The organism is Mesorhizobium sp. M7A.F.Ca.ET.027.03.2.1 (genome assembly GCF_003999175.1).
GTDB lineage: Bacteria > Pseudomonadota > Alphaproteobacteria > Rhizobiales > Rhizobiaceae > Mesorhizobium.
On record NZ_RZOM01000190.1, the window covers coordinates 1 to 7,396 of the forward strand.

The 7,396-nt window shown below is 61.6% G+C and carries 7 protein-coding genes and 1 pseudogene; 1 reads left to right on the forward strand and 7 read right to left on the reverse strand.

Features of this window, described 5'->3' with window-relative positions; all coding sequences use genetic code 11:
* Positions 1-57: 57 nt before the first annotated feature.
* A complete protein-coding gene (locus EN750_RS11065; RefSeq protein WP_127396442.1) occupies positions 58-255 on the forward strand; it encodes a DUF2735 domain-containing protein in 198 nt (65 codons plus the stop codon).
* 96 nt (positions 256-351) lie between these two features.
* On the opposite strand, the gene EN750_RS11070 is transcribed toward EN750_RS11065, so the two are convergent.
* The 7 genes and pseudogenes from EN750_RS11070 to EN750_RS11100 form a co-directional block, all read right to left on the reverse strand.
* A complete protein-coding gene (locus EN750_RS11070; RefSeq protein WP_127396443.1) occupies positions 352-2,241 on the reverse strand; it encodes an MFS transporter in 1,890 nt (629 codons plus the stop codon).
* A gap of 191 nt (positions 2,242-2,432) precedes the next feature.
* The gene (locus EN750_RS11075; RefSeq protein WP_127396444.1) at positions 2,433-3,221 is read right to left on the reverse strand and encodes an ATP12 family chaperone protein; all 789 of its coding nucleotides are present in this window, start codon (positions 3,219-3,221) and stop codon (positions 2,433-2,435) included.
* Between the two features lie 12 nt (positions 3,222-3,233).
* Positions 3,234-4,106, reverse strand: a complete 873-nt coding sequence (locus EN750_RS11080; RefSeq protein WP_189526132.1) for a DMT family transporter — start codon at positions 4,104-4,106, stop codon at positions 3,234-3,236.
* 47 nt (positions 4,107-4,153) lie between these two features.
* Complete coding sequence (locus EN750_RS11085) at positions 4,154-5,134, reverse strand: RluA family pseudouridine synthase (RefSeq protein ID WP_127271590.1); 981 nt, start codon at positions 5,132-5,134, stop codon at positions 4,154-4,156.
* A gap of 62 nt (positions 5,135-5,196) precedes the next feature.
* The gene (gene crcB, locus EN750_RS11090; protein ID WP_127396446.1) at positions 5,197-5,571 is read right to left on the reverse strand and encodes a fluoride efflux transporter CrcB; all 375 of its coding nucleotides are present in this window, start codon (positions 5,569-5,571) and stop codon (positions 5,197-5,199) included.
* Between the two features lie 66 nt (positions 5,572-5,637).
* A complete protein-coding gene (locus tag EN750_RS11095; protein ID WP_127396447.1) occupies positions 5,638-6,468 on the reverse strand; it encodes an aspartyl/asparaginyl beta-hydroxylase domain-containing protein in 831 nt (276 codons plus the stop codon).
* A 171-nt stretch (positions 6,469-6,639) separates the two neighbouring features.
* Positions 6,640-7,396: pseudogene (locus EN750_RS11100) on the reverse strand (replication-associated recombination protein A); the annotation flags it as partial.

The following is a 7,396-nucleotide window of genomic DNA, read 5'->3' on the forward strand; positions in this document are numbered from 1 at the left end:
CCTTATCTTCGGATCAAGTTGAATCGAAAAGGTTCGGCAGAAGAAAGGAACCCGGCAATGGAAATCATTTCCACACGACCGTCGGCCAAGATTTTGATGTTCCCGGCGGCAGCGCGCGCCACTGCCTCAAATTTGAGCGGCAAGGCTAAGTTTGCGGCAGAGCTTGCCTCGCTGCGTGGTGCCCGCGCAGACTTCGGCGACGGCTGGTACCATGAGGCAGCCATCGAGGATGAGACCCGGGGCCGCAAGAGCTGACACAAAGGGCAGCAGCCCTCGCCAACGAATTGACCTGAAAAGAGAAAGCCCGGCGCGATTGCTCGCGCCGGGCTTTCTTTTGAACACCGGGCCTGCCTACTCCTTGGCGTGCAGGTCGGTGCCGAGCGTATCCTTGACGAAGATCATGCCGATGACCAGCGTTATCGCCGCGATCACCACCGGATACCAAAGGCCATAGTAGATGTCGCCCTTGTAGGCGCTGAGCGCGAACACGGTTGCCGGCAGCAGGCCGCCGAACCAGCCATTGCCGATGTGATAGGGCAACGACATGCCGGTGTAGCGAATGCGGGTCGGGAACATCTCGACCAGGATCGCCGCGATCGGCCCATAGACCATGGTCACGAACAGCACCAGGATGAACAGGATGCCGATCGTCATTGGCCAGTTCACTGCTGCAGGATCGGCGAACATCGCGAACGCGCCACCACCCGGAATGTTGTAGACGGTGACTTCGGGTGCGCCCGCCGCCTCGTCGGTGGTCAGCAGCTTGTCCTTGACTGCCTGGTCGATCGGCACCGTCGCCTTCTCACCGGCACGGATGGCAGCGGCGTCCAGCTTCAGTTCCGGGTTGGCGGCAACAAACGCATCGAGCTTCTGGTCCGCAACCTTGGCTGCCGCGCGCTTCAGTGGATAGCCGCCGTCCTGCAGCGACATGTTGACGGCCTTGATGAAGGCGGCTTCCTTGGTCTTGGCCTGATCGCCGGCGGCGATGGCGTCATAGGACTCGACCGTCTCGTTGCCGATCTTGACAGATGCGGGTGTGCCGGCGGCGGCCGTCGACACGACGTCATAGGGAACCGAGTTCTTGGTCAGGAACGAGGTCGCGATATCGCAGGATGTCGTGAACTTCGCGGTACCCACCGGATTGAACTGGAACTTGCAATCTCCAGGTGCCGCCGTCACCGTCGCCCGCGTGTTCTGCTGGGCTGTGGCAAGCGCCGGATTGGCAGCCCAGGTCAGTGCCTTGAACAGCGGGAAGGTGCATACAATCGCTAAGGCAAGGCCCGCCATGATGATCGGCTTGCGGCCGATCTTGTCGGAGAGCCAGCCGAAGACGACGAAGAAGATCGAGCCGACCGCCAGGGCGATCGCGATCATGATGTTGACCGACTGCGCGTCGACCTTGAGCACGTTGGTCAGGAAGAACAGCGCGTAAAACTGGCCATTGTACCAGACCACGGCCTGACCGGCGGTGAGGCCGAGCAGCGCCAGCAGTGCGATCTTGGCGTTCTTCCATTGGCCGAAGGCTTCCGTCAGCGGCGCCTTGGAGCCCTTGCCCTCATCCTTCATGCGCTGGAAGGTCGGAGATTCGGAAAGCGAAAGCCGAATCCAGATCGAGATGCCGAGCAGCAGGAAAGACACGATGAACGGAATACGCCAACCCCAGGCAGCATAGTTTTCCTTACTCAATGAAGCCTGTACGATCAGGATCACAACCAGCGACAGGAACAGGCCGAGCGTCGCCGTGGTCTGGATCCACGAGGTGTAGTAGCCGCGCCGGTTGTCCGGCGCATGTTCGGCGACGTAAGTGGCCGCGCCGCCATATTCGCCACCCAGTGCCAGGCCCTGCAGCATGCGCAGGATGATCAGGATCACCGGAGCTGCGATGCCCAAGGTCGCATAGCCAGGCAGCAAGCCGACCAGGAAGGTCGACAGGCCCATGATCGTCATGGTGACGAGGAAGGTATATTTACGGCCGACAAGATCGCCGATGCGGCCGAACAGCAATGCGCCGAACGGGCGCACCAGGAAGCCTGCGGCGAAAGCCAGCAGCGCGAAGATATTGCGGGTCGCTTCCGGGATGGCTGGACTGAAAAAGGTCGAACCAATGAACACTGCCAGCGAGCCGTAGAGATAGAAATCATACCATTCGAAAACGGTGCCGAGCGAGGAAGCGAAGATGACTTTCTTCTCCTCCCGCGTCATGCCGCGGCTTGCTCCGCCGGCAGTCGATGTTATTGCCATTTCGTTATCCTCCCGTGAGACCCGTTCTCGATGCTGCGCGACACCGTCCGCGCTCTCCTCCGAGCACGGACTCAACGACAGCCATTCGGGAAAAATGACAGAAAGCGCCCGCCAAAGGCAGCGCGTCTTTGGGATTATGACTTTGGTATTAGGTGCGCTGCGGGATGAAACCGGGCGAGGTAGGGAAACCCTTAGCCCTTGAGCGCTTGCAGCAGGCCGACAGCAGCCATCATGTCGCGCTTGCGAGCCGCGCGGCGGGCAACGGCCTCCGCATCCTGCCCCCAATGCTCGATCTGCCAGTCCTCGTCGACATGGGCCGCGGCCCAGGCAGAATCGGCATCGAGTTCACCGAAATCGACAGCCAGCGCCAGCAGCGCCGAACCTGTGAGCGACGTCATCACATGGGTGGCGGCGAGCCGCAGCGGCTCCGTTCGCTGGGCAAGATGGCTGCCCAGCACCGCGATGGTCTCACGCGGCTGCTCGACATGGATGATGCCCTCGGCCAGATTGAAGCGGGCTCCGAGTGCCCTCGCCCAGTCGATCACCGGATCCCAATGCTGGTTTTGCCGCTCCACCAGCCCCTGCGGTGCGTCGGCGCGATAGCAGAGCAGATCGGAAGAGGCAAAGCGCAGAATGTCCTCCAGCACCGCCTGCGGGTCGCTGGCGACGCCGTCGATGGCGGTGTTGACGAGGCGCATCACCGGCATGGTCACCGGATTGATGGTCTCGCTTTGGGCGGCGAACTCGTCGGCGACGAGCGCGGCTGCCGCTTCCGTAGGCACCGCCAGCAGCGCCTTGCCGGGCGTGCGCACCGGTTTGCCGTCGAGATGCACGGCAAAGCCGCCTTCGACCGGCGCGACCGAGACGGTCTTGTAGAAGCGCTTCGGCAGAGGCGTCTTCATCTGGATCTGGGCGCGGCGCACCGGATCCGGATCGGAAAGATATTTGCCGGCTTCAAGGTCGTTGAGGATGTCACGCATAGAAGGTCTCTCTTACACCGGCGTCAGCTTGCGCACCGGCCGGTTGACGATGATCAGGCCGGCGGCAATCAGGCCAAGTGCCAGGAAAATGCGCATGGTCAGCTGCTCATTCAAGAACATGGCGCCGCACAGCACGCCGAAAACCGGCGACAGGAAAGTGAAACTGGACAGGCCTGACGCAGGATAGCGCCGCAACAGCCAGAACCACAGCACATAGGTGAAGGCGACGATGTAGACTGCCTGGAAGAGCAGCGCCAAGGTCGGCAGCACGGTCGGGTCGCGAACGGGCGGGCCGGCGAGAGGCAGCACCAATACGCCGACGATCGCTGCCCCGGCGAGCTGGTAAAGCAGAAGCTTCTCGGCGCTCGCCTCGACCAGCTTCGAGCGCTTGATGACGATATTGGTCAAAGCCCAGAAGAATCCGGAGCCGAGGCTCAGCAGATCGCCGAACAGCATGTCTCCGCCGCCGCCAAGCTTGTCGGAAAACACCGCGGCAAGGCCGGCAAAGGCCAGCAGCAAGCCAAGGAATTTCCTCAATGTGATCTGCTCACCGAGCAGGAAATGGCCGCCGAGCAGCATCCAGAATGGCATCGTGTTGACCAGCAGCGTGTTGCGGGCAACGGTCGTATGCTCCAGGCCGACATAAAGGCAAAGGAACTCTATGCCGAAAAGCGCGCCAACCACGATGCCGGCGAGCAAGGTCCCGTCGCGCGTGAAAAGCGCGATGCCGCGCCACCGGCACCAGGCAAAGACACACAGGCCGCCGATGATCGAGCGCGCGATCGACAGGAAGACCGGGTCATAGCCGGCGTAGGAGATCTTGGCGGCGACGTAATTCAACCCCCAGGAAAAGGTCAGCCCGACCATGATGGCGGCGGCGGCCATGTCGACCGTGTCGCGCCGGTCGAGCGCGTCACTGGCGCCGCTCACGATCAGTCCTCCGCGCTGGCGTCGTCGAAGCCGATCAGGTTCCAGCTCTGGCGCATGTGCGGCGGCATTGGCGCGGTGACATCGATGACGCCCTTGTCGGGATGCGGAATGATGATGCGGCGGGCGTGCAGATGCAGGCGGTTTTGAATGCCCCCTGGAAAGTCCCAGTTGGTGTCGGCCTCGAAATATTTCGGATCGCCCAGGATCGGGCAGCCGATGTAGGCGGCGTGGACACGAAGCTGATGGGTGCGGCCGGTATAAGGCTCCATTTCAAGCCAGGTCATCGTCTGCGCAGCCTGCTCGATGATGCGGTAGTAGGAGACGGCGTGATCGGCGCCCTTTTCGCCATGCGCGGCGACACGCACGCGGTCACCGTCCGGCGTCGGCTCCTTGATCAGCCAGGTCGAGATCTTGTCCTCGCGCTTGGGCGGCACGCCCTTGACCAGCGCCCAATAGGTCTTCTTGGTCTCGCGGGCGCGAAACGCTTCCGAGAGCTTCATGGCGGCCAGCCGGGTGCGGGCGACGACCAGAACACCTGAAGTGTCGCGGTCGAGCCTGTGAACCAGTCTGGGCTTCTCGCCCTTCTGGCTGCGCCAGGCCTCCAGCATGTCGTCGACATTGCGGGTGACGCCCGAGCCGCCCTGCACCGCAAGGCCCGCCGGCTTGTTGAAGACGAAAACCTTGGGATCTTCATGGATCAGCATTTTCGACAGGACATCGGCATCGCCCTGGTTGCGGATCGAGTGGCCGGTCAGCGCACTCTCGCCCTTCTTGTCGACCTCGAGCGGCGGGACGCGAACCATCTGGCCGGGCTCGACACGGGTGTCGGCCTTGACCCGACCGCCATCGACACGGATCTGGCCGGAGCGCAGAAGCTTCTGCAAATGGCCGAAACCAAGGCCCGGGAAATGGGTCTTGAACCAGCGGTCGAGCCGCATGCCCGCCTCGCCGGCCTCCACCGTGATCTGTTCAACGCCTGCCATGTTTTTTGTCGCTTATCCGTTTCCCGAGCGAAGCTCGGCCTGTTCTTGGCGCGGCAATAGCACTAAGGCAGGCTTCTTGCGAGCCAAAGTCCCAGAAACAGGGCGATAATGGCGCCAATGACGCTGGCAAGGGCATAACCCAGCGCAGGCAGCGTGGCTCCCCGCTCCCACAGCGTCGCGAAATCGAGCGAAAAGGCGGAGAAGGTGGTGAAGCCGCCGAGAATGCCGGTAGCAACGAACAGCCTGACCTCGTTCGATCCGCCACGGCGCACCATGGAGGCGATGAACAGCCCCATGGCGAAGGAGCCAATGATGTTGATGGCCATCGTGCCCCAGGGATAGCTGGGGCCGACAAAACGCAGCGCGCCGATGTTGGTAAGGTGACGAACTCCGGCACCGATGCCGCCACCGACGACGACGAGAAGCAGATTGAACATCTTCGGTACTTCCCCGGGCTATTCAAATTCAGCCGATGCCGCCAGCTGCATTGAGCGATTGCCTGCTCAGGTCGTCTCGGCATTCTTCGGCTTGGTCGAACCGATCATCTTCCAGTTCTTGTAGAACATGGAATTGATGCGCTCGACGCTGACCGAGACGATTGAGAGCATGCCCGCGATCAGTCTGGGAACCGGAGACGGCCGGATGATGTCCATGAACACGCAGTAGCGGCGTCCGTCATACTCGTTGACCGAGCGATGCAGCAGCGTGTCGTCGAAGATGAACAGCGGATTGTCGTACCAATAATTCTTGACGTTGCCGCACTCGACGAAAATCTCCGACTTAACCGGGATCAGATTGTAGAGAATGCGCAGGCTGAGCCGCAGCGGGCCGAAATGCCAGGAGGTCGATTCGCGCTTGCTGAAGACGGAAACGGCTATGGTCTTGATGTATTTGAAATCCTTGTTGAACTCGGCGACGTTGTCGATCCTGTGCTTGCCGTACCACTGGTAGACATACATGCCGCGCCGGCCGGCGCCGAAATTGGCGTCGATATCGGCAATGATCTCATCCTTGCGCGCCTTGAAGATGTCCAGGACCTCGTTGACCTCGCGCTGATAGTCGGCGGGAAACTGCTCCAGCTTCCAGACACCTGGATTTCTGTAGCACAAGAGGTCGACCAGCAGATTGAACGGCGAAAGCAGCCAGGTGAACAGGCCGTTGCCGAGAAAATAGCCTGAGAACAGCGACAGATCCTTGCGGTCGTTGCGCAGCACGTCGATCAGGCCGCAGATGATGAAGATCGTCGTCAGGATGGGAATGAAATAGAAGCCAAGGGCGAGAAGCGGGATGGCAATGGCGAATTTGCGAAGGGACTTGCGAAGGGTTTTTGTCATTTTTCCACGCGCGGAGCGCGATCCTGTTGCGAATGAAGTGCCCAAATCACGGCAACGACCACCGCCCGGTCGTGCGCCTTGATAAGGTTTTTTGGGTTACCACACAACGGCCCTGCTATCGTGGCCGGCTGGCTGCCTGGTGGATCTGGTCAACGGCCTCACGCAAGCCTGCTACTCCCGCTCCTTGCGCAGCTTCGCCCAATAGTCGAGCCGCTTCCTGATGTCGCGCTCGAAGCCGCGCTCGGGCGGATCATAGAAGGTCTGGCGGCCCATCTTCTCGGGAAAATAATCCTGCCCCGAAAAGGCATCCGGCTCGTCATGGTCGTAACGATAGCCGGCGCCGTAATCCTCCTCTTTCATCAGCTTTGTCGGTGCGTTGAGGATGTGCTTGGGCGGCAGCAGCGAGCCGTGTTCCTTCGCGGCCCGCGTGGCAGCCTTGAAAGCATTGTAGACGGCGTTGGATTTGGGCGCGGTGGCGAGATAGACGGTGGCCTCGGCAAACGCCAACTCGCCCTCGGGCGAGCCAAGATAATCATAGGCATCCTTGGCGGCATTGGCGACGACAAGCGCCTGCGGGTCGGCAAGGCCGATGTCTTCCATCGCCATGCGCACCAGCCGGCGGCCTAGATAGAGCGGATCCTCGCCGGCATCGAACATGCGTGCGAGATAGTAGAGAGCCGCGTCAGGGTCTGAACCGCGTACCGATTTGTGCAGCGCCGAGATCAGATTGTAATGGCCGTCCTGGCCCTTGTCGTAGATCGGCGCGCGGCGCTGGACGATGCGCTGCAGTCCCTGGGGATCGAAGACCTCGCCGGGTTTGGCTGCCCGCCAGACTTCTTCCGCGAGCGTCAGCGAGGCCCGGCCGTCGCCATCGCTCATGCGGATGAGCATGGTCCGCGCCTCGTCGTCGAGCGGCAGCGCCCTGCCC

What these genes read in the sequence shown, in the direction of transcription:
- EN750_RS11065 (WP_127396442.1), top strand. Translation starts at nt 58, where the DNA reads ATGGAAATCATTTCCACACGACCGTCGGCCAAGATTTTGATGTTCCCG.
- EN750_RS11070 (WP_127396443.1), bottom strand. Translation starts at nt 2,241, where the DNA reads ATGGCAATAACATCGACTGCCGGCGGAGCAAGCCGCGGCATGACGCGG.
- EN750_RS11075 (WP_127396444.1), bottom strand. Translation starts at nt 3,221, where the DNA reads ATGCGTGACATCCTCAACGACCTTGAAGCCGGCAAATATCTTTCCGAT.
- EN750_RS11080 (WP_189526132.1), bottom strand. Translation starts at nt 4,106, where the DNA reads ATGGCCGCCGCCGCCATCATGGTCGGGCTGACCTTTTCCTGGGGGTTG.
- EN750_RS11085 (WP_127271590.1), bottom strand. Translation starts at nt 5,134, where the DNA reads ATGGCAGGCGTTGAACAGATCACGGTGGAGGCCGGCGAGGCGGGCATG.
- crcB (WP_127396446.1), bottom strand. Translation starts at nt 5,571, where the DNA reads ATGTTCAATCTGCTTCTCGTCGTCGTCGGTGGCGGCATCGGTGCCGGA.
- EN750_RS11095 (WP_127396447.1), bottom strand. Translation starts at nt 6,468, where the DNA reads ATGACAAAAACCCTTCGCAAGTCCCTTCGCAAATTCGCCATTGCCATC.